This is a genomic window from Citrobacter sp. wls710, from assembly GCF_005281115.1.
Classification (GTDB): domain Bacteria; phylum Pseudomonadota; class Gammaproteobacteria; order Enterobacterales; family Enterobacteriaceae; genus Citrobacter; species Citrobacter werkmanii.
Genome location: NZ_SZXD01000036.1, coordinates 1 through 26,338, shown reverse-complemented (window position 1 = coordinate 26,338; position 26,338 = coordinate 1). Strand labels below are relative to the sequence as shown.

Below are 26,338 nucleotides of genomic sequence, written 5' to 3'. Positions count from 1 at the left end.
ACTATATCTATGACTCTGTTTGAAGGAATTGAAAATGCTCCATCCGCGAGCCAGAACGATGCTCTTGCTATCAACTCCCGCGATAATCATTGGCATAGCGTCCAGCCTGGTGTTGATCGTTGTGATGAAAGTCGCTTCCGTTTTACAGCAATTTTTATGGGAGCGTCTGCCGATTAGCATCGGAATTGCCCAAGACTCTCCGCTGTGGATCATCGGTATGCTCACGTTAACCGGACTGATGGTCGGGCTTGTCATCCGCTACAGCCGGGGCCATGCCGGCCCGGATCCGGCTTGTGAACCGTTAATCGGAATGCCGGTGGCCGTTTCGGCGCTGCCAGGCCTGCTGGCGGCGCTAATCCTCGGTCTGGCGGGCGGCGTCAGTTTAGGGCCGGAACATCCCATCATGACCGTGAATATCGCCCTCGCAGTGGCGCTTGGCAGTCGCCTCTTTCCGCGCATTGCTAAGCTGGACTGGACCATTCTCGCCTCTGCCGGCACCATCGGGGCGTTATTTGGTACTCCCGTTGCCGCCGCGTTGGTGTTTTCGCAAACGCTGAATAGCTCGAACGATGTTCCTTTGTGGGATCGCCTGTTTGCGCCATTAATGGCCGCCGCCGCAGGTTCACTGACCACCAGCCTGTTCTTTCATCCCCATTTTTCATTGCCCATAGCGCACTATACGCAAATGCATCTGATCGATATCCTCAGCGGTGCGGTCGTTGCTGCTATCGCCATTGCCGCGGGCATGGTGGCCGTCTGGTGTCTACCGCGCTTGCATCAATTGATGCATCGGCTTAAACACCCGGTACTGATCCTTGGGGTTGGTGGTTTTATTCTCGGTATTTTGGGTGTAATTGGCGGACCGCTTACCTTATTTAAGGGACTGGATGAAATGCAGCAAATGGCGTTTAGCCAGACACTGGGGACATCAGATTATTTGCTGCTTGCCGTGATCAAACTGGCGGCATTGGTGGTCGCCGCAGCGAGCGGTTTTCGCGGCGGGCGAATTTTTCCGGCGGTCTTCGTGGGCGTCGCGCTGGGTCTGATGCTGCACGCCCATGTTGAAGCCGTTCCGGCAGCCATCACGGTCTCCTGCGCAATTCTCGGGCTGGTGCTGGTCGTTACCCGCGACGCGTGGCTGAGCCTGTTTATGGCGGCAGTCGTGGTGCCAGACACCACTCTGCTACCGCTGCTTTGCGTCGTTATGCTCCCTGCGTGGCTGTTATTGGCCGGAAAACCAATGATGATCGCCAGCCGCCCCGAGGAGTAGCTATCCTCCGTTGCGAGATTCCAGCGCACGGGTCACCGTGCGCAATAACTCAGGAAGATCCGCTTTCGGTAGCACTACTTCAATTAATGACAACCGTTGCGGACGGGACAGCCGGGCCAGCACTTCCTCCAGTTGTACCGCCTGCTTCACTCGCCAGCATTCCGCCTGACATTCATGACTTAACGCCTGCGGCACCTGCGTCCAGTTCCATCCGGCGATGTCGTTATAGCGCTGATTTGCCCCGTGAATAGCCCTCTCCACGGTATAGCCGTCATTGTTTAGCAGTAAAATCACCGGTGATTGCCCATCTCTGAGCATAGAGCCCAGTTCCTGGATAGTGAGCTGCGCTGCGCCATCGCCAATAATCAGGATCACCCGGCGCTCCGGGCAGGCTGTTTGCGCGCCAAATGCCGCCGGGAGCGCGTAGCCGATGGAACCCCACAGCGGTTGGACCAGGACTTCCGCACCGCTGGGTAGCGAGAGCGCAGCCGCACCAAATGCCGCCGTTCCCTGGTCGACGAGGATGATGTCATCCGGCGCCAGATAATGCTGCACCGTTGGCCAGAAATTTTCCTGGGTCAGCAGCCCCTTCTCAACCTGGATACGCCTAACTGGCGGACGTTCGGGCGGCAGTGAAAACGACATCTCCAGACACAACTCGCGTAACGTAGTGACGGCCTGTTCCATCGGAACGTTAAACCATTGGGTACCAACACGTGACGCATGGGGCTGAACTTCAATAGTACGCTCCGCTGGTAACCGTTGCGTAAACCCAGCGGTCAGGGTGTCGACAAATTGTGTACCGACGCAAATAATCGTATCGGCATCTTCAATCGCCTGGCGCACATAATCGCTACTGGCTCCGGCGCTGTACGTACCGACAAACGCCGGGTGACGCTCATCAAATAACCCTTTCCCCATCAACAGCGTGGCGTGGGCCATCGGCGTTTCCGCCATCCAACGCTGCAAAACAGGCTGTAAACCAAAGCGCTGCGCGAGAAAGTCGGCCAACAGCGCTACGCGCGGACTGTCCAACAGCCGCTCGCGGGCATAATAGCGAAACGCTTCTGCCACGCTGCTTTCCGGTTCGCTCAGAGGAACAATCAGAATGTCATTCGGCGGCGTAGCGGGCTGTTTGGCCACATCAGCAGGCAACATCAGGTAGCCTGGCCTGCGCTCTGTTAACATCGCCCGCAGCACACGGTCAATTTCATAACAGGCGTTTTGTTCATCCAGCACTGCGCTGGCCGTCGTTACCGCCTGCTGCATACGGTAAAAATGCTGAAAGTCACCGTCGCCAAGGGTGTGATGCATCAGTTCCCCGCGACGCTGCGCACCGCGACAGGGCGCGCCGACAACATGTAAGACAGGAACATATTCCGCATAGCTTCCGGCGATACCGTTGATTGCACTTAACTCTCCCACGCCAAACGTGGTGAGCAATGCTCCTGCCCCTGCCACCCTGGCATAGCCATCCGCGGCATAAGCCGCATTTAATTCGTTCGCACACCCAACCCAACGTATGCTGGGATGTTCAATCACATGGTCAAGAAACTGCAAATTATAATCACCAGGCACACCAAAGAGGTGGCCGACGCCACAGCCTGCCAGCCTGTCCAGCAGATAATCAGCAACGGAATATTGGGTTTGCATGACAGCTATCCTTCTGACGGTAACCTCAATGTTGAGTATCGAAGAACTGTGTTGACTGTCCAGAGAAACCATAGTGAAGGGGGTGGAAAGCAAGATGTACAGTTTTGCCGATTAAAAATTCATTGCCGCCTGCTTTATGTAAACGTATACACTCAATGACACACGTTATCCGACAGGAGGCTACATGGTTTATCAGGCTGATGAAAATCGCTATCAAACAATGGAGTATCGCCGCTGCGGCCAGAGCGGCCTCAAACTCCCGATTGTCTCTTTGGGTTTGTGGCATAATTTTGGTGATGCCACGCAGGTAGAGAACAGTCGGGCTCTGTTACAGCGCGCATTCGATCTGGGAATTAATCATTTTGACCTGGCGAATAACTATGGTCCACCGCCGGGCTCAGCGGAGCGAAATTTTGGCCGCATTCTGCAGGAAGATTTTTTACCGTGGCGGGACGAGCTGGTCATCTCCACCAAAGCTGGTTACACCATGTGGGAGGGGCCCTACGGCGACTGGGGATCACGCAAATACCTGATTGCCAGCCTCGATCAAAGCCTCAAACGCCTGGGGCTGGAGTATGTTGATATCTTCTATCACCACCGGCCCGATCCTGAAACGCCGCTCAGAGAAACCATGCGCGCGCTGGATCATATTGTCCGTCAGGGTAAAGCGCTATATGTCGGACTGTCTAATTATCCGGCGGAGCTTGCCAGGCAGGCGATTGAAATACTCGACGATTTAGGCACTCCCTGCCTTATCCACCAGCCTAAATATTCCCTGTTTGAACGTTGGGTCGAAAGTGGCCTGCTGTCGCTATTACAGGAAAAGGGGGTTGGCAGTATCGCCTTCTCGCCACTGGCGGGTGGGCAATTAACCGACCGCTACCTGAACGGTATTCCTGCGGACTCGCGCGCGGCAAGCTCCAGCCGTTTTCTTAACCCGGACCAGTTAACGCCACAAAAACTGGAAAAGGTCCGTGCGCTGAACGCGCTGGCAGAACGTCGGGGACAAAAACTTTCTCAGATGGCGCTCGCGTGGGTATTACGGGAAGACAAGGTCACCTCGGTGTTGATTGGCGCCAGTAAACCCGCGCAAATTGAAGACGCCGTTGGCATGCTGGCAAACCGTCATTTCTCTGCCGAAGAGTGCGCGGAAATTGATGCCATTCTGAGCTGATTGAAATAAAGACACATTTATTAACAAAAAGTGCTCTCGCTCGCGATTTAAGAGTTAAGGCGATGAAACGGGGCTTTACTGCCCCGTAATATTACGTTAACAGGCCGGCTACGGCTCGATCGTGAAGGAGAGTAAAAATGTTCAGGTCACTGATTCTGGCGGCAGTCTTATTGGCTTTTACCCCGCTGGCCGCGAACGCTGGCGAAATCACCCTGCTGCCATCAATAAAATTGCAAATTGGCGATCGCGATAATTACGGTAACTACTGGGATGGCGGCCGCTGGCGCGACCGGGATTACTGGCATCATAACTATGAGTGGCGCAAAAACCGCTGGTGGCGTCATGACAACGGCTATCATCGTGGCTGGGATAAACGTAAAGCTTATGAGCGCGGCTATCGCGAAGGCTGGAATGACCGTGACGACCATCGCGGTCGCGGGCGCGGCCACAAACATCATCATTAATGTAACAAAAGAGCCTGCGGGCTCTTTTGTTTTTACAAACCCAGCGCGGTTCCCACCAGTAACCAGATATTGAGTGCGACCACTAACACCACAATCATCCAGCCAATGTATTTGACCCAGGCGGTGTTAACCAAATCCCCCATCAATGGGCCGTTGCTGGTAAAGATTAGTAGCGGCACCAACGCAAGGGCAATCCCGAAACTGAGCAACACCTGGCTCATCACCAGAATACGGGTGGGATCCAGCCCCATCAGAATCACAATAAATGATGGCATCATGGTGACAGTACGGCGTACCCACAGCGGAATGTGGAAGCGGATAAACCCCTGCATCACCACCTGCCCCGCCAACGTGCCGACCACAGTAGAAGACAGTCCCGCTGCCACCAGGCTTAAACCAAACACCGTCGCCGCCGCGTGGCTCAACAGCGGTTCAAGGGTCAGGTACGCCTGATCGAGATCGGCGATACCGGTATGCCCGCTAAAATGAAATGCGGCGGCAGCTGTCGCCATCATCGCCAGATTCACAAATCCGGCAATCGTCATGGCGATAGCCACATCCCATTTCGTGGCCGCATAGCGTTGTTGCCGCGTTCCGCCGTGCAGATGCTGGGTTAAAGAAGAATGCAAATAGATCACATGCGGCATGATGGTCGCGCCAAGCACGCCAGCAGCCAGGAACACAGCCTCAGAATTGGGCAGGTTGGGAATAATCATCCCTTTGCTAAGCTGCGCCAGATTGGGTTGGGAAAAGACCAGTTCCACGATGTAAGCCGCTGCCACAAACAACAGCAAGCCGCCAATGACTTTTTCCAGCGGTTTTTGCCCGCGGCGCTGCAGCATCAGAATTAAAAACGTCGCGATACCGGTAAGTACGGCCCCCTGCAATAATGAAACACCCAGGATCAGTTTGAAACCAATCGCAGCGCCAATAAACTCAGCAAGGTCGGTCGCCATGGCGATAATTTCAGCCTGCACCCAGTAAAACCACACCACCGGACGAGGGTAATGATCGCGAATTTGCTCCGCCAGGTTTTTACCCGTGGCAATACCCAGTTTTGCCGACAGCACCTGAATCAGCATTGCCATCAGGTTTGCCCAGACCACAACCCACAACAGTTTATAGCCAAAGCTGGCCCCTGCCTGGATATTGGTGGCAAAGTTACCCGGATCGATATAGCCGATCGCCGCGATGAACGCAGGTCCCATTAATGCGAGCTTCAACTTGCGCGCTGCCCGTCCACTGCTACTCTCAACGCGATCGTTAGTCATTTTAGTGCCTCAGAAACATAGCCTTTGCTATGTTTCAAGCTACGCTTATTGAGAATGATTATCAAATTCATTTTAATGGGTGAAGTTGATTTCTCTGATAGCGTTTGTCTATGGATCGATAAGGATTCTGGAAATACCGGTGAGATGTTTAATTATTGTTATGAGATTAGCACAATGACATAACTTTTCACTTCCCTACTCAACATAACGGAAGTGTATCACCGATCACTAATTTTGAATCTCGTCACAGGTCCTTATTATAGTGTGTGTTTGATCTCGTTTTCTTTATGGTTGTTACATAGAATGTGCACGAAAACTAAACCTGCCTCATATTTGGAGCAAATATGGACCGCGTTCTTCATTTTGTCCTGGCCCTTGCCGTGGTTGCGGTACTCGCACTGCTGGTAAGCAGTGACCGTAAAAAAATCCGCATTCGTTATGTTATTCAACTGCTTGTTATTGAAGTGTTACTGGCATGGTTCTTCCTGAACTCTGATGTCGGTCTGGGCTTCGTGAGAGGCTTCTCCGAGATGTTTGAAAAACTGCTCGGCTTTGCTAATGAAGGGACAAACTTTGTCTTCGGCAGCATGAACGACAAAGGCCTGGCATTCTTCTTCCTGAAAGTGCTTTGCCCGATCGTCTTCATTTCCGCGCTGATCGGTATTTTGCAGCACATCCGCGTTCTGCCGGTTGTCATTCGCGCGATTGGTTTCCTGTTATCCAAAGTCAACGGTATGGGCAAGCTGGAATCCTTCAACGCCGTCAGCTCCCTGATCCTGGGTCAGTCCGAGAACTTTATCGCCTATAAAGATATTCTCGGCAAAATGTCCCGCAACCGTATGTACACCATGGCTGCAACGGCGATGTCGACCGTTTCCATGTCTATCGTCGGCGCGTATATGACCATGCTGGAGCCGAAGTACGTGGTTGCTGCGCTGGTTCTGAACATGTTCAGCACCTTCATCGTGCTGTCGCTGATCAACCCCTACACCGTTGATGCCAGCGAAGAAAATATTCAGATGTCTAACCTGCACGAAGGTCAGAGCTTCTTCGAAATGCTGGGTGAATACATCCTGGCAGGTTTCAAAGTAGCCATTATCGTTGCAGCCATGCTGATTGGTTTCATCGCGCTGATCGCCGCCCTGAACGCCCTGTTCGCTACCGTAACCGGTTGGTTTGGCTACAGCATCTCCTTCCAGGGCATCCTGGGCTACATCTTCTACCCTGTTGCATGGGTGATGGGTGTGCCGTCCAGCGAAGCGCTGCAGGTGGGCAGTATCATGGCAACCAAACTGGTTTCTAACGAATTCGTCGCGATGATGGATCTGCAGAAAATCGCCTCTACGCTCTCTCCACGCGCCGAAGGCATCATCTCTGTGTTCCTGGTCTCCTTCGCTAACTTCTCTTCTATCGGGATTATCGCCGGCGCGATTAAAGGCCTGAACGAAGAGCAAGGTAACGTGGTGTCCCGCTTTGGTCTGAAGCTGGTATACGGCTCTACGCTGGTGAGCGTACTGTCTGCATCCATCGCAGCTCTGGTGCTGTAAGCGTAAGACAATATCGTTGTAAAAAAGCCGGGGATTTCCCCGGCTTTTTTATGCCTGCTATTCAGCAAACCGAAGAGTTACAAGGTGAGAACTGGCAGGATGCAGAAACAAAAAACCCCCGCTTTACAGCGGGGGTTTAAATTTTGGTGGAGCTAAGCGGGATCGAACCGCTGACCTCTTGCATGCCATGCAAGCGCTCTCCCAGCTGAGCTATAGCCCCACGATGCTTTTACGTACATACCAAATTTATTGGGATTAAATTTGGTGGAGCTAAGCGGGATCGAACCGCTGACCTCTTGCATGCCATGCAAGCGCTCTCCCAGCTGAGCTATAGCCCCACGATGCTTTTACGTACATACCAAATTTATTGGGATTAAATTTGGTGGAGCTAAGCGGGATCGAACCGCTGACCTCTTGCATGCCATGCAAGCGCTCTCCCAGCTGAGCTATAGCCCCACGATGCTTTTACGTACATACCAAATTTATTGGGATTAAATTTGGTGGAGCTAAGCGGGATCGAACCGCTGACCTCTTGCATGCCATGCAAGCGCTCTCCCAGCTGAGCTATAGCCCCACGATGCTTTTACGTACATACCAAATTTATTGGGATTAAATTTGGTGGAGCTAAGCGGGATCGAACCGCTGACCTCTTGCATGCCATGCAAGCGCTCTCCCAGCTGAGCTATAGCCCCACGATGCTTTTACGTACATACCAAATTTATTGGGATTAAATTTGGTGGAGCTAAGCGGGATCGAACCGCTGACCTCTTGCATGCCATGCAAGCGCTCTCCCAGCTGAGCTATAGCCCCGTCACGTAAAGCTTGTCGAGTTGACGGGCGGCATCATATGAATTCCCTTCGCGTGTGTCAACGGCAAAATTAGCTCATAGAATTCAATCGCTGAAAAAGCAGTCAAATGAAGAACATTGCGTAACAACTCGCATTCAGTAGTTAAACGCGTCACGGTTTCTACTAAAATGGTGCTATAAAATGAACCACTAATTAACCCCACGACTATTCAGGGAATCGTTATGTTCAAGGAACGGATGACGCCAGAAGAGCTTGCTAATCTGACCGGATACAGCCGACAGACCATCAATAAATGGGTGCGCAAGGAAGGTTGGGCTACATCACCAAAACCAGGCGTTCAGGGCGGTAAAGCCCGTCTGGTTCACGTCACCGAACAAGTTCGTGAATACATTCGCAGCGCCGAGCGTTCAGCCGAAGGTTTATCAGATAACTTATCGTTATCCGGCGATACCTCTATTGAAGCTCTGCTGATTAGGCTCGCCAAAGAGATGACACCGTCAGAACAGAAAATGTTTACGTCACTGATCCTGCGTGAAGGCATTACGGGTTTATTACAACGCTTAGGGATCCGCGATAACAAATAATATGAAAAAATTACGCAGCAAAATGACGACCGAAGAACTAGCGGAATGTCTTGGGGTCGCCAAACAAACCGTCAATCGTTGGATCAGAGAACAAAACTGGACCACCGAAAAATTTCCCGGTGTTAAAGGTGGTCGTGCAAGACTTATTCATATCGACTCCGGCGTCCGCACGTTTCTGCTCAACATTCCCGCTTTTCGCAAAGTTCCTGAGGTTTATCAGGCTGAAGAGCCGCTGGCAGAATACACCCATGTAGTGCGCAGCCATGCCTGCCGCCAGATAATTAGCGCGCTGGATAATATGTCTCCAACGGAACAAGAAAAGCTGGCGATGTATATCTCGCGCGAAGGGATTCGTAATTTCCTTATCCGTCTGGGGATTGATGAGTCTGAATAACGGATAAAAAAACGGCAGGAGTGCATCCTGCCGTTGTGTCATCAATCAGCCTGAATTACTGCTGACTTTCACGCTCTGCAATAAACGCCAGCGCTTTGTTAATACGCTCAACGCTGCGGGATTTGCCAATCGCATGCACCGTGACGTCTAACGCCGGGGACTGACCCGCGCCGGTTACCGCGACACGCAGCGGCATCCCAACTTTACCCATGCCCACTTCCAGCTCATCAGCGGTTGCCTGAATCGCGTGGTGGACGTTTTCTGCCGTCCACTCGGTAATGGCGGCCAGTTTGTCGCGAACCACTTCCAGAGGCTGACGCGCAACCGGACGCAGGTGTTTCTTCGCCGCGTCGGCATCGAACTCAGCAAAGTCTTCGTAGAAGTAGCGGCAGCTCTGCGCCATCTCTTTCAGAGTCTTACAACGCTCGCCCAGCAGTTTCACCAGCTCAGACAGTTGAGGCCCAACGCGGGTATCGATATTTTCCTGCTCAATGTGCCATTGCAGATGCGTTGCCACATATTCCGGCGCCAGCGCATTAATGTAGTGATGGTTCAACCACTGCAGTTTTTCAGTGTTGAACGCGCTCGCAGACTTGCTCACCGCACCGAGGGAGAACAGTTTAATCATCTCTTCACGGGTGAAGATTTCCTGATCGCCGCTGGACCAGCCCAGGCGTACCAGATAGTTCAGCAGCGCTTCCGGCAGGTAGCCGTCATCGCGGTACTGCATCACGCTGACCGCACCGTGACGTTTAGAGAGTTTTTTACCGTCGTCGCCGTTGATCATCGACACGTGCGCGTAAACCGGCACCGGCGCGTTCAGCGCTTTCAGGATGTTGATCTGACGCGGGGTGTTATTGATATGGTCTTCGCCACGAATAACGTGGGTAATTTCCATATCCCAGTCGTCGACCACCACACAGAAGTTGTAGGTCGGGGAACCGTCGGTACGGCGGATGATCAGATCGTCCAGCTCCTGGTTACTGAATTCGATCGGCCCACGGATCTGATCGTCAAAAATAACGGAACCGTCCTGCGGGTTGGCAAAACGCACCACGCACGGCTCGTCGGCGGCATGGTGCTCATGACCATGGCGGCAGCGGCCGTCGTAACGCGGCTTCTCACCGTTCGCCATCTGCTCTTCGCGCAGCGCATCCAGGCGCTCTTTGGAGCAGTAGCACTTATATGCGGTGCCTGCTTCCAGCATTTCATCAATAACAGCGTTGTAGCGATCAAAACGTTTGGTCTGGAAGTACGGGCCTTCATCCCATTCCAAATTCAGCCAGTTCATACCATCCATAATGGCTTCAATAGCTTCCGGCGTGGAGCGTTCGAGATCGGTGTCTTCAATACGCAGCACAAACTCACCGCCATGGTTACGTGCAAAAAGCCAGGAATAAAGAGCAGTACGCGCACCGCCGACGTGCAGGTAACCTGTCGGGCTTGGCGCGAAGCGAGTTTTGATTTTCATGAAATGGCCTTACGTTTATAAAGATGCCGACAACCGGCAAATCCAGGGAAGATTATCAGGCTCGTATTCTATCACTGTGGTCTGATTCCTCAATGTTGATCGGGTTGGAACATCACGCTTTGCCATTTTCGTATACAAATCATGCTGCATGGATTGTTTTGCGATCGTTTTGTTTAAATTTACGACGAACGAACAATTTCTTTAGAAAATGCGTTGACTCATTTTCAACTCTCCCTATAATGCGACTCCACACAGCGGGGGTGATTAGCTCAGCTGGGAGAGCACCTCCCTTACAAGGAGGGGGTCGGCGGTTCGAACCCGTCATCACCCACCAACTACTTTATGTAGTCTCCGCCGTGTAAAACAAGAAATTGAGAAGTGGGTGATTAGCTCAGCTGGGAGAGCACCTCCCTTACAAGGAGGGGGTCGGCGGTTCGATCCCGTCATCACCCACCACTTTCTCGCCAGCTGGATTTCTTGTTAAAATGTGAAGTACCGAAGTGGGTGATTAGCTCAGCTGGGAGAGCACCTCCCTTACAAGGAGGGGGTCGGCGGTTCGATCCCGTCATCACCCACCACTTCGGGTCGTTAGCTCAGTTGGTAGAGCAGTTGACTTTTAATCAATTGGTCGCAGGTTCGAATCCTGCACGACCCACCAATGTAAAAAGGCGCCCTAAAGGCGCCTTTTTGCTATGCGCAAAATTCAACGATTCAGAATCTGCTTGCCTGATGCACTGCGCTTATCAGGCCTACAGACGGCCTGACACGTAGGCCGGATAAGACTTTAGTCGCCATCCGGCACAGTCATCATACCGTTAACGCTGCCACCAGTTTCTCCAGTGCTGGCGTCGCCTGTTGCTGGTCATACACAATATACAAATCTGCCGGAATACGTTCCTCTAACGGACGGAACACCACACCCGGCCAGCTCATCTGCGCATAACTGTCTGCAATCAACGTAATTCCAACCCCCATACTGATCATCGCCAACACCGTTTGCGGCTCCTTCACCTCGCGAATAATCATTGGCGAAAATCCGGCGCTTTGGCAAACGCGCTGTAAAAATGCCCAGTCGGTATGAATGGACGGCATTGTGACAAAATATTCGTTCCGCAACGCTTCCAATGGTATCGCGGCAAGTTCAGCCAGGGGATGCTCTTCTGGCATCGCCACCAGAAAAGAGGATTCGTGCAAACGCAGGCTGGTAAATCCAGGAGAAGGCTCAGTGGCCATCCGCCAAATTCCCGCATCCAGTTCACGTCGTTCCAGCATCGTCATCTGCATTGCAGGCATGTTCTCGCGAAACAGCACCTCAACGTTAGGGTTATCTTTTAAGAAACGCCGCATCACGGGGCGCATTTTCCCCCACATCGCCGTCCCGATAACACCAAGCTCAATCCGCCCCGCCTCGCCGCGACCAATCTGCTCGACTCTCGCCAGCGCCTGATTCGCACTGGATAGCAATCGGCGCGACTCTTCCATCAAAATTTTTCCGGCGTGAGTTAAGGCTACACTGCGAGAATGTCGGATAAATAGCAAAGTGCCGAGCTGTTGTTCCAGCTCTTTAATATGCGTACTGAGCGGTGGTTGCGACATATTCAGGCGAGCAGCAGCGCGTCCAAAATGCAGTTCTTCTGCGACAGCAAGAAAATAACGCAGTAACTTCAGATCGATACGGTGCGTGCGTTCCATGGATAGTGCGCTCCTGAGGACAAAGGATAATGCGCAAAGTTACCACATCGCAGCGCAGAACATGAAACGGCAGGTATCAGGACCCCGCCGCTAATGTCACGTTAATGTGCCAGTGATTTCTGCACCCGCCGTTCAGGGTCATGTTTATATTTGAAGAACAACGCAAAGATAACCGCAAGCGCTAACGCATACGCGGCAAACACCAGCCAGATGGTTTGCCAATCCTTAACGCCATCGACAGAGAAGTAATCTACCGCCATCCCGCTCAGGATTGAACCCACCCAAGCGCCCACGCCGTTGACCATCGTCATAAATAGCCCCTGCGCACTGGCGCGAATGTTAGAACTCACTTCCTGCTCTACAAACACCGATCCTGAAATATTGAAGAAATCAAACGCGCAACCGTAGACAATCATCGACATCAGCAGCATAACAAAGCCGACCGGGGACGGATCGCCAAAGGCAAAAAAACCAAAGCGCAGCGTCCACGCCAGCATGCTCATTAGCATTACCGTTTTAATACCAAAGCGTTTGAGGAAGAACGGGATGGTGAGGATAAAGCCCACTTCCGCCATCTGCGAAACTGAAAGCAGGATAGAGGGATACTTCACCACAAAACTGTCGGCAAACTCAGGATTACGGGCAAAATCATGCAGGAACGGATTGCCGAAAACATTAGTGATTTGCAGTACCGCCCCCAACATCATCGCAAACAAAAAGAAGATAGCCATGCGTGGATTTTTAAACAAAACAAAAGCATCCAGCCCAAGCTTGCTGGCAAGCGTTGTGTTCGCTTTCTTCTCTGCAACCGGAATTTTCGGCAACGTCAACGCATACAGCGCCAGCAATAACGATGCGCCAGAAGCGATATACAGTTGCGCACTGCTGAGCTCCAGTCCCATCAGGCTCACCGTCCACATGGCCACAATAAACCCTATAGTGCCAAACACGCGAATGGGGGGGAAAGCGGTGACCGGATCCTGACCCGATTGTGCAAGGCATGAGTATGAGACGCTGTTCGATAACGCAATCGTCGGCATATATGCCATCGCGTTAACCAACATCACCCAAAACATCGTCTGGGGATCAGTAACGGTGGTGGCGTATAGCAACACCCCCGCGCAGACCAGATGACAAAGCATATAGGCGCGTTCGGCGCGTAGCCATTTATCGGCGATGATCCCCATAATGCCCGGCATGATTATCGCCGCCAGCCCTTTTGAACTGTAGACCATACCCACATTCGCGCCGGTAAAATCAAGGGTATTAATCATGTAAGAACCCAGGGTGACCAGCCAGCTTCCCCAGATGAAATATTGCAAAAACGACATGAGCTTTAAGCGAGATGCGATACCCATTTTCCCGTTCCTTGCCAAAAAAGTAAGACCCCGCAAGCGGGGTCATTTTCTAATTATTCAGGCCAGTTTGCGCAAAAAGCCGCAGATCAGATTGATAAAATTCTGCCGAGAAAGTTCAGCTGCCGCCAGCGTCTGCGCGTGAGATAATTTCACATCGCCCAACCCTTCAGCCAGGTTAGTGATAGCTGCGACCGCAACCACTTTCAGACCGCAGTGGCGTGCAGAGATAACTTCAGGCACCACCGACATCCCCACCACATCGCCACCAATGATTTGCATCATGCGAATTTCTGCCGCGGTTTCAAAATTTGGCCCCGGATAAGAGACAAATACGCCTTCGCTCAGCGGGAAACCTTCTTCTGCGGCAACGGTTTGTAGGATTGCACGATATTCAGCATCATAGGCATTCGCCAGCGAAAAGAATCGCTCGCCAAAACGCTCATCGTTAAGTCCCACCATCGGTGTACCAGGCATCGTATTGATGTGATCGCTAAGCGCAACCAGACTACCTGGCCCAACTTCAGGGCGGAGGGAGCCTGCGGCATTAGTACAAAATAACAGTTCACAGCCCAGCAGCTTCAGTGTGCGAATGGCATCGGTCATCACCGTCATACCGCGCCCTTCATAAAAATGCCCGCGACCTTTCATACAGGCCACCGGTACGCCCGCCAGATTTCCCAGCACAAGTTCACCGGCATGACCGTGAACGGTGCTCACCGGGAACCCGGGAAGTTTCTCGTAAGAGATGGCCACCGCATCCTCAATTTGATCCGCCAACGCGCCCAGGCCTGAGCCAAGAATAAAAGCGACACGTGGAGTGAAATCCGGCTTATAGCTACGAATAATATCGGCGCTGTACCAGGGATTTTGCGAGAAAAGAGAGTGGCTCATGAGATATCCTTAATACTGAGTAATCGAAATAACATCGCGTACCGGACTGTTATAGCGGGACTACGCAATCGATTACCAATACCGTTTATCCCGATAAGCGATAGTAAATCTGTATCGATGAGTTGCACTAAATCAGCTTGAAATCACATTATTTTCGAGCCAGAAATGGCACAGGAATACAGATACATGAAGGTTTGGGATTTTAATGATTAAACTCCACTCGGCCGTATTGTCGCTGAAGTTCTGTTCGCTGATGCCGATACTCATGTTTTATGGCACGAGGAATCCGTATGACAACTATCAACGTTTCCACCCCAACTGTTCAAAGCAGTAGCGGCGGTGGAAAAGCATCAGCCGGGAATGACATCTCCGCAAAAATTGCACAAATCACCCAAAAGATAACCAAGCTAACCCAGCAGCTCAAAGATATCCCCAATAGCAGTGGCAGTGTTGAGCAGAAACGCGAGCAGCAAGAGCTTATTCAGACTCAAATCAAGATGTTACAAGCACAGCTGGCTCAATTGTTGCGCCAGCAGGCCGAGGAGTCACAGCAAAAGCAAAGCGCCGATCAAAGAAAAGCTGAGGGCGTCAACAATGCTACCGGCCAACATCAGGTCGATATTTATATCTGATACAACGGATCTCGGGCACGACCGGCGGTTAATTCACTGGCCTGCATCCGCACTACGTCCCACAGCGCCTGGGCTGCAGTCGATAAAGAACGATTTTTACGTCGTGCCAGCATCAATTGTCGTTCCACAACCGGCGTCAGGCGTTTTACCTGCAAATGGCTGCCCTGTGGCAGAGGAAGCGCCAGCGCGGGCAGTACGCTGATACCAATGCCCGCCTCTACCATCGGAAACAACGTAGCCGGGTGACCAATCTCCTGAACAATATTGGCATCAATCGAAAAGTGGGCCAGCGCCGCATCGATCAGCGGTCGACTGCCGGAAGCGTAATCCTGTAGCACCAGACGCTCATGATAGAGATCCTGCCAGTTTACCCATTCCCGCTGGGCTAACGGATGATCCTGCCGACACAGCAACAGGAAAGGTTCGGACAGTACGGCTTCACACTGCAGATCGGTCACAGCACCAGGATCAATCACAATGCCAAAATCGACTTCTCCCTGGCGAATGCTTTCCAGCACCCACTGCTGTGGCCTGTCGTGCAGCACAAAATCGATCGCAGGATAAAGCTGATTACTCTGGGCAATACACTGTGGAATCAGGTGCGCGGAGATCGTCTGGCTGGCGGCAACGCGCACCGTTCCGGTTAACTGTGTCCCCACCTGGCCTGCTTCACGCAGGGTGCTGTGCAGTTCATCCAGAATACGCTCCAGTCGTGCCGCCAACTGATGCCCGGCTTCTGTCAGTACCACTTCTCGCGTTGTTCTATCTAATAACCGGACGCCCGTCTGCCCTTCCAGCTCTTTAACGCTATGGCTGACTGCCGACTGGCTTAAGCCAATGATATCCCCCGCCCGGCTAAAACTTTTAGCCTGAGCGACGGTAACAAAAATACGGAGCTGACGCAGAGAGTAATTCATCTATTCGATTCATATATGGATGCAATAAATCAATTTTATTTCTCAAACGGAAAAACGCAAAATGTTCCTACCGAATTTCAGGAGCTTTTATGAAACTATTTCGTATTCTTGATCCGTTCACGATAACGCTAATTACCGTCGTTTTACTGGCTTCCTTTTTCCCGGCCGAGGGCGGTTTTGTCCCTTTTTTTGAAGGCTTAACCACCGCCGCCATTGCCCTGCTGTTTTTTATGCACGGGGCAAAGCTGTCGCGTGAGGCCATTATTGCCGGTGGTAGCCACTGGCGTTTGCATCTGTGGGTCATGTGCAGCACTTTCGTCGTCTTCCCGGTATTGGGTGTTCTGTTCGCGTGGTGGGCACCGGTCAATGTTGACCCGATGCTGTATTCCGGTTTCCTGTATCTGTGTATTTTGCCGGCCACGGTGCAGTCGGCCATCGCCTTTACATCGCTGGCCGGAGGTAACGTCGCCGCCGCCGTGTGCTCCGCTTCGGCCTCCAGCCTGCTGGGTATTTTCCTTTCACCACTGCTGGTAGGCCTGGTGATGAATATGCACGGCGCGGAAGGCAGCCTGGAGCAGGTGGGGAAAATTATGCTGCAACTGCTGCTGCCATTCGTGTTGGGACATCTTTCGCGTCCATGGATTGGTAACTGGGTATCACGACATAAAAAATGGATCGCCAAAACGGACCAATCCTCCATTTTACTGGTGGTGTACTCCGCCTTTAGCGAAGCCGTCGTTAACGGGATCTGGCACAAAGTAGGAATTGGCTCACTGCTTTTTATCAGCGTGGTCAGCATCGTTCTGCTGGCAATTGTGATTGGCATAAACGTCTTTGTTGCCCGGAAATGCGGCTTCAATAAAGCCGATGAAATCACCATTGTCTTCTGCGGTTCGAAAAAGAGCCTGGCGAATGGGATCCCAATGGCAAATATTCTGTTCCCGACTTCGGTGATTGGCATGATGGTGCTGCCGTTGATGATCTTCCATCAAATTCAGCTGATGGTCTGCGCCGTATTGGCCCGTCGCTACAAGCAACAGACGGACGCATTGCAGGCGCAGCAGAAAAGCCCCGCCGCAAAAGCTTAAAGCGGGCGTTTCAGGGGCTGCACCAGTTGCGTCAGCCCCTCAGTTTTAATCAGCAGCGTGATTTGCATCAGCTCGCCCAGTTTACCCGGCGGGAATTCATCCTTACGGGCAAACCACAGCAGATACTCTTCCGGGACATCAATCAGCCGACGCCCCTTATATTTGCCAAAGGGCATCACGGTGTTGGCGATTTCAACCAGCTGCTCTTTTTCCATCTCAGGCACCCAGTAAGCGGATCATTTCAGCTTCATCAATCACGCTAATACCGAGTTCCTGCGCTTTTGCCAGTTTCGAACCCGCCGCTTCGCCGGCAATAACCAGATCGGTTTTCTTCGACACGCTACCGGCCACTTTCGCGCCCAGTTCGGTCAACCGTGCTTTGGCGTCATCACGCGACATCAGGCTCAGGCTTCCGGTCAGCACCACCGTTTTGCCCGCGAAGGGGCTGTCGATTTCCTCAGCGTTGATAACCACTGGCGCGGGCCAGTGAATGCCCTGCGCCAGTAACTGGCCTATCACCTCGCGGTTGCTCTCTTCGGCAAAGAAATTAAACACGTGCGTCGCCACCACAATGCCGACATCCGGCACTTTTTGCAGCTCGTCAATAGAGGCCGCTTCCAGCGCTTCAAGCGTGCCGAAATACGCCGCCAGACCTGCGGCTGTGGCCTCGCCGACTTCACGAATGCCCAGCGCGTAGAGGAAACGGGCAAACGTCGTTTCTTTCGCTTTTTCCAGCGCATTCACCACGTTTTGCGCCGACTTCGGCCCCATCCGATCGAGCCCGGTCAGCTTGCCTGCCGTCAAGGTGAAGAGATCTGCTGGCGTATGGACATACTCTTTCTCGACCAGTTGATCGATAATTTTGTCGCCCATACCGTCAACGTCGAGCGCACGGCGGGAAACGAAATGTTTCAGCGATTCCTTACGCTGTGCCCCGCAAATCAGGCCACCGGTACAGCGAGCGACCGCTTCGCCTTCCACACGTTCAACATCAGACCCGCACACCGGACAATGCTGTGGAAACACGATTTCACGCGTCTCTTCCGGGCGCTCGGAAAGCACCACGTTGACGACCTGCGGGATCACATCGCCCGCCCGGCGAATAACGACTTTATCGCCAATACGCAACCCCAGACGATCGATTTCATCGGCATTATGCAGAGTGGCGTTACTGACCAGAACCCCGGCAACCTGAACCGGCTCAAGACGAGCGACGGGCGTAATCGCCCCGGTACGTCCGACCTGAAACTCAACCTCGCGTACAAAGGTCATCTGCTCCTGCGCCGGAAACTTAAAAGCCACTGCCCAGCGCGGCGCGCGAGCGACAAAGCCCAGTTGCTCCTGCAACGCCATGGAGTTGACTTTAATCACCACACCGTCAATATCGAAGCCCAACGTCGGTCGGTCTTCTTCAACCTTGTGATAGTAAGCGAGTACTTCCTCCGGTGAGTCACACAGCGCTACCCTGTCGCTTACCGGCAGTCCCCACTCTTTAAATTGCAGCAGACGGCCGAGGTGAGTATCAGGCAGCACGCCGCCTTCCAGCACACCAACGCCATAGCAGAAGAAAGTAAGCGGTCGCTTCGCCGTGATACGTGGATCAAGCTGACGTAATGACCCGGCTGCCGCGTTGCGCGGGTTAGCAAACACTTTATTGCCAGTGCGGCGGGCTTCTTCATTAATTTTTTCAAATCCGGCCTGTGGCAGGAACACTTCCCCGCGCACTTCCAGACGGGCGGGAATATTTTCGCCACGCAGTTTTAACGGGATCGCGCGGATAGTGCGCACGTTAGAGGTAATGTCCTCCCCCGTGGTGCCATCACCGCGCGTTGCGGCGCTGACCAGCACGCCGTTTTCATACAGGATACTGACCGCCAGGCCGTCCAGTTTCAGTTCACAGCACCAGGTCAGCTTATCGGTGCTCTTCAGTCGGTCCTGCACGCGCTTGTTGAAGGCGAGAAAACTCTCCTCATCAAACACGTTATCCAGCGACAGCATTGGCACTTCATGGCGAATCTGGCTGAACGCCGACAACGGAGCGGCGCCAACGCGTTGGGTTGGCGAGTCAGGGGTAACCAGGTCCGGGTGCAGCGCTTCCAGCTCGCGCAGTTCGCGCATCAGACGATCATATTCCGCATCGGGAATTTCCGGCGCGTCCATCACATGGTAGAGATACTCATGATGGCGAAGCGTGGTTCGCAGTTCTGTCAGTTGTTGTTCGATTGATTCCATATCGCACCATCAATGATAAAAAACCCCCGACAGGCGGGGGTTTAGCAAGGAGATGTCACGCCAGAAGTAAATCAGGCGTGAGATTCTTTAACTTCGCGGATGCGGTCCTGATATTCGCGCAGTTTCTGCGGCGTCATCATACGACGTTGATCGTCGAGCACCACACCGCCAACTTCATCAGCAATGTGCTGCGCGGACTGCAGCATCAGCTTAAAGTTTTGCAGCTCGTCGCCATAGGACGGAACCTGCATAAAAATAGTCACGCCAGGCGTGCTGAAGTCGCCCGTCATCTCCGGGTCAAACGTCCCAGGATTAACCATGTTGGCAAGACTGAACAGCGACGGACCACTACCATCCGGGCTCAAATGGCGATGGAAAATATTCATATCGCCAAATTTAAAACCGGCTTGCTGAATGCTGTTAAGCAGCACATCACCGTTGAGCTCGCTACCATGGTGGGCCGCAACGTTCATAATGATGACCGCTTCTTTACGCTGCGGTTTTTCTGCAACAGGCGCTTCTTCGACTACCGGCTCAGGCTGCGGTTGATGTTCAACGACAGGCTCTGCTGGCTGGAAGGTTTGTGGCGCAGGTTGCGGAGCCTGCTGCACCGGCTGCTGAACCTGAGGGGCAACAGGCTGATGCTGCACCGGCTGTTGCACCGGTTGCGGCTGAACAGGCTGATGTTGCACAGGCTGTTGCGGTTGAACAGGCTGAGGCGGCTGCTGAACATGCGGCGGCGGTACCGGCTCTTGTGCAGGCTGCTGCGCGGTTGGACGCGGCTGAGCAGACGCATAAGGCGGCTGGTACTGGTGTTGCGGCGACTGAGGAGGAACACCATGTTCCTGCGCGTTACCGGGAGCATGATTCACACGATGAACGCGAACTTCGCCCACGCCTTCGTCTTCCTCGACGTTGTCGTCGAACGAATCCTCGTCTTCACGTTTAGACTTCATGCGTTTCAGTGGGCGATCGCGGAATATAGAAGACCGCTCTTTACGGCTAGTCCAAAAACCATGTACCAGTAAAGCGATTATGGCGATCGCGCCAACAATGATTAATATCAGACGCAAATCCTGCATCATTATATTCTCTGTTGTTCTAACACCTTGCCACCACGGCAAACATTTACTCACTAAGAGTATTTGTCGATTACGCCAAGTGCAAGTGCACTCTTGGCTTTCACGGCATAAAGATGAACAAAATTGTGCTTTTTGCTGTTTTTTCGAACATTTCCGAACAGCTTAACGCTCAACAACCCGGTAAGATACACCAGGTTTACCAGAGCTTATATAACAAGGAGTATGTCCTGACCATGGTTTCATCATCTGCAGTTGTACCTCGCAGCGGCCTTTATTACTTTTCTCAGGGATGGAAGCTCATCTCCCAACCGGGCATTCGTCGGTTTGTTATTCTGCCTTTGCTGGTGAATATCCTGTTGATGGGCGGCGCATTCTGGTGGTTATTTACCCAACTCGATAGCTGGATCCCTGCGTTGATGAGCCACGTACCTGACTGGCTTCAATGGCTCAGCTATTTACTGTGGCCGATCGTCACCATCTCCGTACTGTTAGTGTTCGGCTACTTGTTCTCCACCATTGCCAACTGGATTGCCGCACCGTTTAACGGTTTACTGGCGGAGCAACTTGAAGCGCGCTTAACGGGCGCAACGCCACCCGACACTGGCGTTCTCGGCATCATGAAAGACGTTCCACGCATTATGAAGCGTGAATGGCAAAAGCTGGCGTGGTATCTCCCGCGCGCTTTCGTGTTGCTGATCCTCTATTTTATTCCCGGCATTGGACAGACCGTCGCCCCGGTGCTGTGGTTCCTGTTCAGCGCGTGGATGCTGGCCATTCAGTATTGCGATTATCCGTTTGATAACCATAAGGTTCCCTTTAAGGAAATGCGCATTGCGCTGCGTACGCGTAAGGTGACCAATATGCAGTTTGGCGCGTTGACCAGCCTGTTCACCATGATCCCGGTGCTCAATCTGTTCATCATGCCGGTGGCGGTTTGTGGCGCCACGGCGATGTGGGTAGACTGCTATCGTGCTAAGCACGCGTTATGGAAGTAATGCAAAAATGTGTAAAAGCGGGCTGGCTTATGCCCGCTCTTATTCCATACTGCAAGGCATTATTTCCCATCAGCATATAGATATGCGATTTCCTTACTTCCCCATACTTTCTCAACAGGTATGCTGAAGCGGTATCCCAATTTCATACAGTTAAGGACAGGCCATGAGTAAGATTTTTGAAGACAACTCGCTGACTATCGGTCATACGCCGCTGGTTCGACTGAACCGTATCGGTAACGGACGCATTCTGGCGAAGGTGGAATCACGTAACCCGAGCTTTAGCGTTAAATGCCGTATCGGTGCCAATATGATTTGGGATGCCGAAAAACGTGGGGTGCTGAAACCGGGCGTTGAGCTGGTTGAACCGACCAGCGGCAACACCGGGATTGCGCTGGCCTACGTTGCCGCCGCACGTGGTTACAAGTTGACGTTAACCATGCCGGAAACCATGAGCATTGAGCGCCGCAAGCTGTTAAAAGCGCTGGGCGCGAATCTGGTGCTGACCGAAGGCGCAAAAGGGATGAAGGGCGCGATCCAGAAAGCGGAAGAAATTGTGGCCAGCGATCCGGAAAAATTCCTGTTGCTGCAGCAGTTCAGCAACCCGGCCAACCCGGAAATCCACGAAAAAACCACCGGCCCGGAAATCTGGGAAGATACCGATGGCCAGGTTGATGTCTTTATTTCCGGCGTCGGCACCGGCGGTACGCTGACTGGCGTGACCCGTTACATTAAAGGCACCAAAGGTAAAACGGATCTGATCACCGTCGCGGTAGAACCGACCGACTCACCGGTTATCGCCCAGGCCCTGGCGGGCGAAGAACTCAAACCAGGCCCGCATAAAATACAGGGTATCGGCGCAGGCTTCATTCCAGGTAACCTTGATCTGAAGCTTATCGATAAAGTCGTTGCCATCACCAACGATGAAGCTATTTCTACCGCGCGTCGCCTGATGGAAGAAGAAGGTATTCTGGCGGGGATCTCTTCCGGTGCCGCGGTTGCTGCCGCGCTTAAGCTCCAGGAAGATGAAACCTTTACCAATAAGAATATAGTGGTTATTCTACCGTCATCGGGTGAGCGTTATCTGAGCACTGCACTGTTTGCCGATCTCTTCACTGAGAAAGAACTGCAACAGTAATGCCAGCATGTTAAAAACGCGTAAAAAAGCACCCTTTTGGGTGCTTTTTTGTGGCCTGCTTCAAAGTTTCAACTCTCCTGGCATTGATTCAACCCGCCGGAACTGGTATTTAACCAAGCTAATTATTTTGATGCGCGAAATTAATCGTTACAGGAAAAGCGCTAGCTGAATCGATTTTATGATTTGGTTCAACTCTTCCTTTCGCTGCATAATGTTTAATGACGAACGAAACGTCAGCGGCAAGAAGTTGCCAGCAACGGATTGCACCGAACTCCTTTTGTGTCGCGTCCAGTTTACGCCGATGCTAACAATACAGGCTAAAGTTGAGCCGCCAGGCTAGACTTTAGTTCCACAACACTAAACCTATAAGTTGGGGAAATATAATGTTCCAGCAAGAAGTTACCATTACCGCTCCGAACGGTCTGCATACTCGCCCTGCTGCTCAGTTTGTTAAAGAAGCAAAAGGTTTTACTTCTGAAATTACTGTGACTTCCAACGGCAAAAGCGCTAGCGCCAAAAGCCTGTTTAAACTGCAGACTCTGGGCCTGACTCAGGGTACCGTTGTCACCCTGTCCGCAGAAGGTGAAGACGAGCAGAAAGCAGTTGAGCATCTGGTAAAACTGATGGCTGAACTCGAGTAAGTTCAACGAGTTCTTTTAAATATCAGTCACAAGTAAGGTAGGGTTATGATTTCAGGCATTTTAGCATCCCCGGGTATCGCTTTCGGCAAAGCATTGCTGCTGAAAGAAGACGAAATCGTCATTGACCGGAAAAAAATTTCTGCCGACAAGGTTGATCAGGAAGTTGAACGTTTTCTGAGCGGTCGTGCCAAGGCATCTGCGCAACTGGAAGCGATCAAAACCAAAGCTGGTGAAACGTTCGGTGAAGAAAAAGAAGCCATCTTTGAAGGGCATATCATGCTGCTCGAAGATGAGGAGCTGGAGCAGGAAATCATAGCCCTGATTAAAGATAAGCACATGACGGCTGATGCAGCTGCGCATGAAGTTATCGAAGGTCAGGCCACAGCCCTGGAAGAGCTGGATGATGAATACCTGAAAGAACGTGCGGCTGACGTACGTGACATCGGTAAACGCCTGCTGCGTAACATTCTGGGTCTGGCAATTATTGACCTGAGCGCTATCCAGGAAGAAGTTATCCTGGTTGCCGCAGACCTGACCCCGTCTGAAACCGCACAGCTGAACCTGAACAAGGTACTGGGTTTCATCACTGACGCGGGTGGACGTACTTCCCACACCTCCATTATGGCGCGTTCCCTGGAACTGCCTGCCATCGTCGGTACGGGTAGCGTCACCTCTCAGGTGAAAAACGACGATTATCTGATTCTGGATGCCGTAAACAACCAGGTTTACGTCAATCCGACCAACGACGTTATCGAGCAACTGCGTGCCGTTCAGGAGCAGGTTGCGACCGAGAAAGCGGAACTCGCAAAACTGAAAGATCTGCCGGCTATCACGCTGGACGGACATCAGGTTGAAGTTTGCGCCAACATCGGTACCGTTCGTGACGTTGAAGGCGCTGAGCGTAACGGCGCTGAAGGTGTTGGTCTGTACCGCACCGAATTCCTGTTCATGGACCGTGAATCGCTGCCGACTGAAGAAGAACAGTTCGCTGCGTATAAAGCCGTGGCGGAAGCCTGTGGCTCTCAGGCGGTCATCGTCCGTACCATGGACATCGGCGGCGACAAAGAGCTGCCGTACATGAACTTCCCGAAAGAAGAGAACCCGTTCCTGGGCTGGCGCGCCGTGCGTATCGCCATGGATCGTAAAGAGATCCTGCGTGACCAGGTTCGCGCTATCCTGCGTGCCTCTGCTTTCGGTAAACTGCGCATCATGTTCCCGATGATCATCTCTGTTGAAGAAGTGCGTGCACTGCGCAAAGAGATTGAAATCTACAAACAGGAACTGCGCGACGAAGGTAAAGCATTTGACGAAAGCATTGAGATTGGCGTGATGGTGGAAACACCGGCTGCGGCAACGATTGCGCGTCATTTAGCCAAAGAAGTTGATTTCTTTAGTATCGGCACCAATGATTTAACGCAGTACACCCTGGCAGTTGACCGTGGTAATGATATGATTTCACACCTTTACCAACCGATGTCGCCATCTGTGCTGACGCTGATCAAGCAAGTTATTGATGCTTCTCATGCTGAAGGCAAATGGACTGGCATGTGTGGTGAGCTTGCAGGCGACGAACGTGCTACACTTCTGTTGCTGGGGATGGGTCTGGACGAATTCTCTATGAGCGCCATTTCTATCCCGCGCATTAAGAAGATTATCCGTAACACGAACTTCGAAGATGCGAAGGTGTTAGCAGAGCAGGCTCTTGCTCAACCGACAACGGACGAGTTAATGACGCTGGTTAACAAGTTCATTGAAGAAAAAACAATCTGCTAATCCACGAGATGCGGCCCAATTTACTGCTTAGGAGAAGATCATGGGTTTGTTCGATAAACTGAAATCTCTGGTTTCTGATGATAAGAAAGACACCGGAACTATTGAGATTGTTGCTCCGCTCTCTGGCGAGATCGTCAACATCGAAGACGTGCCGGATGTAGTTTTTGCTGAAAAAATCGTTGGTGATGGCATCGCTATCAAACCAACCGGTAATAAAATGGTCGCCCCTGTTGATGGCACCATCGGCAAAATCTTTGAAACCAACCACGCTTTCTCTATCGAATCCGACAGCGGCATTGAGCTGTTTGTTCACTTCGGTATTGATACCGTTGAACTGAAAGGCGAAGGCTTCAAGCGTATCGCTGAAGAAGGTCAGCGCGTTAAAGTGGGCGACCCGGTTATTGAATTCGATCTGCCGCTGCTGGAAGAAAAAGCCAAGTCTACCCTGACTCCGGTTGTTATCTCCAACATGGACGAAATCAAAGAGCTGATCAAACTGTCCGGTAGCGTGACCGTGGGTGAAACTCCGGTTATCCGCATCAAGAAGTAATTCTTGCCGCAGAGAAGAATGGCGCCAGATGGCGCCATTTTTTTATCTAACGGATGGCGGCGTTAAATTTGTGAGGTCATCGGCCGATAACACGCCTCGCGCATCAGGATTTTCATCCCTTCCGGTCCACTTTCCAGCATCCGCCTTTCGGAATCAGACACCAGCAGTTCACAATCATACCCACCCGCAATACCAAACATCGCCCGCGCTACGCAAATATCTTCCAGCGCCTCTGTCCCACTGGTATCAAAATGCCCGACTAAACGTCCATGCTGGCGAACCACCAGCCGATAACTCTTCATCGCGCCTCCCCTGCCGGTGGCAGAATTAATTCATCACAACCGCACTGATGCGTCCAGCTCATGACGTCCAGCACGCGCTGCGCGGCATCGTATGCCGCCGTAGTCAGCTCTTTCCCCAGCACAATGCCGCTCACCAGTTCAGCACAGAACAGATCGCCGGTGCCTTTTAAATCCGTCTTCACCCGCAGGTGAGCGAACACCTCAACCGTTTCAGCCGTCACTACCGCCACATTAATAACTTCTTCGCTATCACCCGGCGCGCTGGTGATCACCACCCATTTCAGTGTGTCGCTAAGCAGAGATTTTGCCGCTGCGATTGCTTCATCAAGCGTACGACACGGCTTTCCGCTCAGCATTTGCAGCTCGAATACGTTCGGCGTCAGTAGACTGGCCCCCTGAATCACCAGACAAC

The 26,338-nt window shown here is 52.3% G+C and carries 26 protein-coding genes and 10 tRNA genes; 17 read left to right on the top strand and 19 right to left on the bottom strand.

Going from position 1 to position 26,338, the window contains the following annotated elements:
* Positions 1-34 precede the first annotated feature (34 nt).
* Positions 35-1,270, top strand: a complete 1,236-nt coding sequence (locus FDX14_RS18075) for an ion channel protein (protein WP_137350005.1) — start codon at positions 35-37, stop codon at positions 1,268-1,270.
* Here FDX14_RS18075 and FDX14_RS18070 read toward each other — a convergent pair whose 3' ends face one another.
* Positions 1,271-2,923 carry an alpha-keto acid decarboxylase family protein gene (locus FDX14_RS18070; RefSeq protein ID WP_137350004.1) on the bottom strand — a complete coding sequence of 551 codons (1,653 nt, stop codon included), beginning with the start codon at positions 2,921-2,923 and terminating at the stop codon, positions 1,271-1,273.
* Positions 2,924-3,107: 184 nt separating this feature from the next.
* Between FDX14_RS18070 and mgrA the strand changes: the two genes are divergently transcribed.
* Together mgrA and ypeC are read left to right on the top strand one after the other, a co-directional pair.
* Positions 3,108-4,097 carry an L-glyceraldehyde 3-phosphate reductase gene (gene mgrA / locus FDX14_RS18065; protein WP_042306968.1) on the top strand — a complete coding sequence of 330 codons (990 nt, stop codon included), beginning with the start codon at positions 3,108-3,110 and terminating at the stop codon, positions 4,095-4,097.
* A gap of 137 nt (positions 4,098-4,234) precedes the next feature.
* The gene (gene ypeC / locus FDX14_RS18060; RefSeq protein ID WP_003834889.1) at positions 4,235-4,561 is read left to right on the top strand and encodes a DUF2502 domain-containing protein YpeC; all 327 of its coding nucleotides are present in this window, start codon (positions 4,235-4,237) and stop codon (positions 4,559-4,561) included.
* A 32-nt stretch (positions 4,562-4,593) separates the two neighbouring features.
* On the opposite strand, the gene FDX14_RS18055 is transcribed toward ypeC, so the two are convergent.
* Positions 4,594-5,832, bottom strand: coding sequence for an Nramp family divalent metal transporter (locus FDX14_RS18055; RefSeq protein WP_137350003.1), 1,239 nt, complete (start codon positions 5,830-5,832; stop codon positions 4,594-4,596).
* Entirely contained in the window at positions 5,829-5,903 is a 75-nt protein-coding gene (locus FDX14_RS25760; protein WP_420808581.1) for a hypothetical protein, read from the bottom strand. Before FDX14_RS25760 ends, FDX14_RS18055 begins: the two co-directional genes overlap by 4 nt.
* A 273-nt stretch (positions 5,904-6,176) precedes the next feature.
* Between FDX14_RS25760 and nupC the strand changes: the two genes are divergently transcribed.
* Positions 6,177-7,379, top strand: a complete 1,203-nt coding sequence (gene nupC / locus FDX14_RS18050) for a nucleoside permease NupC (protein WP_042306965.1) — start codon at positions 6,177-6,179, stop codon at positions 7,377-7,379.
* Between the two features lie 144 nt (positions 7,380-7,523).
* Here the strand turns inward: nupC and FDX14_RS18045 are convergent.
* The 6 genes from FDX14_RS18045 to FDX14_RS18020 all read right to left on the bottom strand — a co-directional run bounded on the left by FDX14_RS18045 (position 7,524) and on the right by FDX14_RS18020 (position 8,189).
* Positions 7,524-7,599 (bottom strand) — tRNA-Ala (locus FDX14_RS18045).
* A gap of 42 nt (positions 7,600-7,641) precedes the next feature.
* Positions 7,642-7,717, bottom strand: a tRNA-Ala gene (locus FDX14_RS18040).
* 42 nt (positions 7,718-7,759) lie between these two features.
* Positions 7,760-7,835 (bottom strand) — tRNA-Ala (locus FDX14_RS18035).
* A 42-nt stretch (positions 7,836-7,877) separates the two neighbouring features.
* A tRNA-Ala gene (locus tag FDX14_RS18030) sits at positions 7,878-7,953 on the bottom strand.
* Between the two features lie 42 nt (positions 7,954-7,995).
* Positions 7,996-8,071 (bottom strand) — tRNA-Ala (locus FDX14_RS18025).
* Between the two features lie 42 nt (positions 8,072-8,113).
* Positions 8,114-8,189 (bottom strand) — tRNA-Ala (locus FDX14_RS18020).
* Positions 8,190-8,410: 221 nt separating this feature from the next.
* On the opposite strand from FDX14_RS18020, the gene FDX14_RS18015 reads away from it, so the two are divergent.
* Together FDX14_RS18015 and FDX14_RS18010 are read left to right on the top strand one after the other, a co-directional pair.
* The gene (locus FDX14_RS18015) at positions 8,411-8,773 is read left to right on the top strand and encodes a YfeC-like transcriptional regulator (protein ID WP_003028277.1); all 363 of its coding nucleotides are present in this window, start codon (positions 8,411-8,413) and stop codon (positions 8,771-8,773) included.
* Position 8,774: 1 nt separating this feature from the next.
* Positions 8,775-9,167: a MerR family transcriptional regulator gene (locus FDX14_RS18010; RefSeq protein ID WP_042306962.1), complete on the top strand. Its 393-nt coding sequence runs from the start codon at positions 8,775-8,777 to the stop codon at positions 9,165-9,167.
* A gap of 55 nt (positions 9,168-9,222) precedes the next feature.
* On the opposite strand, the gene gltX is transcribed toward FDX14_RS18010, so the two are convergent.
* Positions 9,223-10,638, bottom strand: coding sequence for a glutamate--tRNA ligase (gene gltX / locus FDX14_RS18005; protein ID WP_038642458.1), 1,416 nt, complete (start codon positions 10,636-10,638; stop codon positions 9,223-9,225).
* Between the two features lie 258 nt (positions 10,639-10,896).
* Here gltX and FDX14_RS18000 point away from each other — a divergent pair.
* From FDX14_RS18000 to FDX14_RS17985, 4 genes are all read left to right on the top strand, one after another.
* Positions 10,897-10,972, top strand: a tRNA-Val gene (locus tag FDX14_RS18000).
* Positions 10,973-11,018: 46 nt separating this feature from the next.
* Positions 11,019-11,094 (top strand) — tRNA-Val (locus tag FDX14_RS17995).
* A 46-nt stretch (positions 11,095-11,140) separates the two neighbouring features.
* A tRNA-Val gene (locus FDX14_RS17990) sits at positions 11,141-11,216 on the top strand.
* A gap of 4 nt (positions 11,217-11,220) precedes the next feature.
* Positions 11,221-11,296: transfer RNA gene (locus FDX14_RS17985), tRNA-Lys, on the top strand.
* 149 nt (positions 11,297-11,445) lie between these two features.
* Here FDX14_RS17985 and FDX14_RS17980 read toward each other — a convergent pair.
* From FDX14_RS17980 to xapA, 3 genes are all read right to left on the bottom strand, one after another.
* The gene (locus FDX14_RS17980) at positions 11,446-12,330 is read right to left on the bottom strand and encodes a LysR family transcriptional regulator (protein WP_042306959.1); all 885 of its coding nucleotides are present in this window, start codon (positions 12,328-12,330) and stop codon (positions 11,446-11,448) included.
* Between the two features lie 101 nt (positions 12,331-12,431).
* Entirely contained in the window at positions 12,432-13,688 is a 1,257-nt protein-coding gene (locus FDX14_RS17975; RefSeq protein WP_042306957.1) for a nucleoside permease, read from the bottom strand.
* Positions 13,689-13,745: 57 nt separating this feature from the next.
* Complete coding sequence (xapA, locus tag FDX14_RS17970) at positions 13,746-14,579, bottom strand: xanthosine phosphorylase (protein WP_042306955.1); 834 nt, start codon at positions 14,577-14,579, stop codon at positions 13,746-13,748.
* Between the two features lie 290 nt (positions 14,580-14,869).
* On the opposite strand from xapA, the gene FDX14_RS17965 reads away from it, so the two are divergent.
* On the top strand, positions 14,870-15,211 hold the full coding sequence (locus FDX14_RS17965) for a FlxA-like family protein (protein ID WP_042306953.1): 342 nt from the start codon (positions 14,870-14,872) through the stop codon (positions 15,209-15,211).
* On the opposite strand, the gene FDX14_RS17960 is transcribed toward FDX14_RS17965, so the two are convergent.
* The gene (locus FDX14_RS17960; RefSeq protein WP_042306952.1) at positions 15,202-16,128 is read right to left on the bottom strand and encodes a LysR family transcriptional regulator; all 927 of its coding nucleotides are present in this window, start codon (positions 16,126-16,128) and stop codon (positions 15,202-15,204) included. The two genes, FDX14_RS17965 and FDX14_RS17960, sit on opposite strands and share 10 nt — an antisense overlap.
* A gap of 89 nt (positions 16,129-16,217) precedes the next feature.
* Between FDX14_RS17960 and FDX14_RS17955 the strand changes: the two genes are divergently transcribed.
* Entirely contained in the window at positions 16,218-17,216 is a 999-nt protein-coding gene (locus tag FDX14_RS17955) for a bile acid:sodium symporter family protein (protein ID WP_042306950.1), read from the top strand.
* Here FDX14_RS17955 and FDX14_RS17950 read toward each other — a convergent pair.
* The 3 genes from FDX14_RS17950 to zipA form a co-directional block, all read right to left on the bottom strand.
* Complete coding sequence (locus FDX14_RS17950; protein ID WP_003038102.1) at positions 17,213-17,431, bottom strand: DUF3820 family protein; 219 nt, start codon at positions 17,429-17,431, stop codon at positions 17,213-17,215. The genes FDX14_RS17955 and FDX14_RS17950 overlap by 4 nt on opposite strands.
* A 1-nt stretch (position 17,432) precedes the next feature.
* Positions 17,433-19,448 (bottom strand): NAD-dependent DNA ligase LigA, encoded by a 2,016-nt coding sequence (gene ligA / locus FDX14_RS17945; protein ID WP_042306947.1) that lies wholly within the window; start codon positions 19,446-19,448, stop codon positions 17,433-17,435.
* Between the two features lie 71 nt (positions 19,449-19,519).
* Positions 19,520-20,533, bottom strand: a complete 1,014-nt coding sequence (gene zipA / locus FDX14_RS17940) for a cell division protein ZipA (protein ID WP_042306945.1) — start codon at positions 20,531-20,533, stop codon at positions 19,520-19,522.
* Positions 20,534-20,763: 230 nt separating this feature from the next.
* Here zipA and cysZ point away from each other — a divergent pair, with 230 nt between their 5' ends.
* From cysZ to crr, 5 genes are all read left to right on the top strand, one after another.
* On the top strand, positions 20,764-21,525 hold the full coding sequence (gene cysZ, locus FDX14_RS17935) for a sulfate transporter CysZ (RefSeq protein ID WP_137350002.1): 762 nt from the start codon (positions 20,764-20,766) through the stop codon (positions 21,523-21,525).
* A 163-nt stretch (positions 21,526-21,688) separates the two neighbouring features.
* Complete coding sequence (gene cysK / locus FDX14_RS17930) at positions 21,689-22,660, top strand: cysteine synthase A (protein WP_003038091.1); 972 nt, start codon at positions 21,689-21,691, stop codon at positions 22,658-22,660.
* Between the two features lie 383 nt (positions 22,661-23,043).
* Complete coding sequence (ptsH, locus tag FDX14_RS17925) at positions 23,044-23,301, top strand: phosphocarrier protein Hpr (RefSeq protein ID WP_002913505.1); 258 nt, start codon at positions 23,044-23,046, stop codon at positions 23,299-23,301.
* Positions 23,302-23,346: 45 nt separating this feature from the next.
* Positions 23,347-25,074 (top strand): phosphoenolpyruvate-protein phosphotransferase PtsI, encoded by a 1,728-nt coding sequence (ptsI, locus tag FDX14_RS17920; protein WP_003038080.1) that lies wholly within the window; start codon positions 23,347-23,349, stop codon positions 25,072-25,074.
* 40 nt (positions 25,075-25,114) lie between these two features.
* Positions 25,115-25,624 carry a PTS glucose transporter subunit IIA gene (gene crr / locus FDX14_RS17915; RefSeq protein WP_000522253.1) on the top strand — a complete coding sequence of 170 codons (510 nt, stop codon included), beginning with the start codon at positions 25,115-25,117 and terminating at the stop codon, positions 25,622-25,624.
* Between the two features lie 62 nt (positions 25,625-25,686).
* Here crr and FDX14_RS17910 read toward each other — a convergent pair whose 3' ends face one another.
* Both FDX14_RS17910 and FDX14_RS17905 read right to left on the bottom strand, forming a co-directional pair.
* Positions 25,687-25,926 carry a hypothetical protein gene (locus FDX14_RS17910; RefSeq protein WP_038642483.1) on the bottom strand — a complete coding sequence of 80 codons (240 nt, stop codon included), beginning with the start codon at positions 25,924-25,926 and terminating at the stop codon, positions 25,687-25,689.
* Positions 25,923-26,338, bottom strand: a 416-nt coding sequence (locus tag FDX14_RS17905) for a PfkB family carbohydrate kinase (protein ID WP_170973599.1), incomplete at its 5' end; no start/stop codon positions are given. The genes FDX14_RS17910 and FDX14_RS17905, both read right to left, overlap by 4 nt.

What these genes read in the sequence shown, in the direction of transcription:
- FDX14_RS18075 (WP_137350005.1), top strand. Translation starts at nt 35, where the DNA reads ATGCTCCATCCGCGAGCCAGAACGATGCTCTTGCTATCAACTCCCGCG.
- FDX14_RS18070 (WP_137350004.1), bottom strand. Translation starts at nt 2,923, where the DNA reads ATGCAAACCCAATATTCCGTTGCTGATTATCTGCTGGACAGGCTGGCA.
- mgrA (WP_042306968.1), top strand. Translation starts at nt 3,108, where the DNA reads ATGGTTTATCAGGCTGATGAAAATCGCTATCAAACAATGGAGTATCGC.
- ypeC (WP_003834889.1), top strand. Translation starts at nt 4,235, where the DNA reads ATGTTCAGGTCACTGATTCTGGCGGCAGTCTTATTGGCTTTTACCCCG.
- FDX14_RS18055 (WP_137350003.1), bottom strand. Translation starts at nt 5,832, where the DNA reads ATGACTAACGATCGCGTTGAGAGTAGCAGTGGACGGGCAGCGCGCAAG.
- nupC (WP_042306965.1), top strand. Translation starts at nt 6,177, where the DNA reads ATGGACCGCGTTCTTCATTTTGTCCTGGCCCTTGCCGTGGTTGCGGTA.
- FDX14_RS18015 (WP_003028277.1), top strand. Translation starts at nt 8,411, where the DNA reads ATGTTCAAGGAACGGATGACGCCAGAAGAGCTTGCTAATCTGACCGGA.
- FDX14_RS18010 (WP_042306962.1), top strand. Translation starts at nt 8,775, where the DNA reads ATGAAAAAATTACGCAGCAAAATGACGACCGAAGAACTAGCGGAATGT.
- gltX (WP_038642458.1), bottom strand. Translation starts at nt 10,638, where the DNA reads ATGAAAATCAAAACTCGCTTCGCGCCAAGCCCGACAGGTTACCTGCAC.
- FDX14_RS17980 (WP_042306959.1), bottom strand. Translation starts at nt 12,330, where the DNA reads ATGGAACGCACGCACCGTATCGATCTGAAGTTACTGCGTTATTTTCTT.
- FDX14_RS17975 (WP_042306957.1), bottom strand. Translation starts at nt 13,688, where the DNA reads ATGGGTATCGCATCTCGCTTAAAGCTCATGTCGTTTTTGCAATATTTC.
- xapA (WP_042306955.1), bottom strand. Translation starts at nt 14,579, where the DNA reads ATGAGCCACTCTCTTTTCTCGCAAAATCCCTGGTACAGCGCCGATATT.
- FDX14_RS17965 (WP_042306953.1), top strand. Translation starts at nt 14,870, where the DNA reads ATGACAACTATCAACGTTTCCACCCCAACTGTTCAAAGCAGTAGCGGC.
- FDX14_RS17960 (WP_042306952.1), bottom strand. Translation starts at nt 16,128, where the DNA reads ATGAATTACTCTCTGCGTCAGCTCCGTATTTTTGTTACCGTCGCTCAG.
- FDX14_RS17955 (WP_042306950.1), top strand. Translation starts at nt 16,218, where the DNA reads ATGAAACTATTTCGTATTCTTGATCCGTTCACGATAACGCTAATTACC.
- FDX14_RS17950 (WP_003038102.1), bottom strand. Translation starts at nt 17,431, where the DNA reads ATGGAAAAAGAGCAGCTGGTTGAAATCGCCAACACCGTGATGCCCTTT.
- ligA (WP_042306947.1), bottom strand. Translation starts at nt 19,448, where the DNA reads ATGGAATCAATCGAACAACAACTGACAGAACTGCGAACCACGCTTCGC.
- zipA (WP_042306945.1), bottom strand. Translation starts at nt 20,533, where the DNA reads ATGATGCAGGATTTGCGTCTGATATTAATCATTGTTGGCGCGATCGCC.
- cysZ (WP_137350002.1), top strand. Translation starts at nt 20,764, where the DNA reads ATGGTTTCATCATCTGCAGTTGTACCTCGCAGCGGCCTTTATTACTTT.
- cysK (WP_003038091.1), top strand. Translation starts at nt 21,689, where the DNA reads ATGAGTAAGATTTTTGAAGACAACTCGCTGACTATCGGTCATACGCCG.
- ptsH (WP_002913505.1), top strand. Translation starts at nt 23,044, where the DNA reads ATGTTCCAGCAAGAAGTTACCATTACCGCTCCGAACGGTCTGCATACT.
- ptsI (WP_003038080.1), top strand. Translation starts at nt 23,347, where the DNA reads ATGATTTCAGGCATTTTAGCATCCCCGGGTATCGCTTTCGGCAAAGCA.
- crr (WP_000522253.1), top strand. Translation starts at nt 25,115, where the DNA reads ATGGGTTTGTTCGATAAACTGAAATCTCTGGTTTCTGATGATAAGAAA.
- FDX14_RS17910 (WP_038642483.1), bottom strand. Translation starts at nt 25,926, where the DNA reads ATGAAGAGTTATCGGCTGGTGGTTCGCCAGCATGGACGTTTAGTCGGG.